Source organism: Acinetobacter sp. TUM15064 (assembly GCF_008980265.1).
Taxonomy (GTDB): Bacteria; Pseudomonadota; Gammaproteobacteria; order Pseudomonadales; family Moraxellaceae; genus Acinetobacter.
The window spans coordinates 1-436 of record NZ_BKFU01000229.1 but is presented as its reverse complement, the minus strand read 5'-3'; the positions used below and the strand labels follow the sequence as shown (position 1 = coordinate 436).

Annotated in this window: 1 pseudogene; it reads left to right on the top strand. The window is 39.2% G+C overall.

The window, feature by feature from the left end:
- Positions 1-436: pseudogene (pheT, locus tag GBI16_RS18555) on the top strand (phenylalanine--tRNA ligase subunit beta); the annotation flags it as partial.

Below are 436 nucleotides of genomic sequence, written 5' to 3'. Positions count from 1 at the left end.
GAATTAGGACTTCGTTTTGATTATCAAAATGCTAAAAGTATTGAAGATCTAAAACAGATTCCGACTTTAGCTCTAGTGGCAGTTGGCTCGCAACAACCAGAATCTTGGCATGTGAAGCCTCAACCAATGGATTTCTTTGACTTCAAAGGAGAGATTGAAGAGATTTTAGCTGCTGGTCGTGTCAAAGTTGAATATGTACGTTCAGAGCGTGCATGGTTGCATCCAGGGCAGTCTGCTGAAATTTTAGTTGATGGACAATCAATTGGTTACTTAGGCCGCCTGCATCCATCTTTAGAAAATGAGCTAGATTTGAGCACAACTTGGGTTGCTGAGCTTGATCAAACAGCCGTTTTGCAATCTTATGTATCTAATTTTACAGAATTATCACGTTTTCCTTCGATTAGACGTGATATTGCGCTTTTAATCTCTGATAATA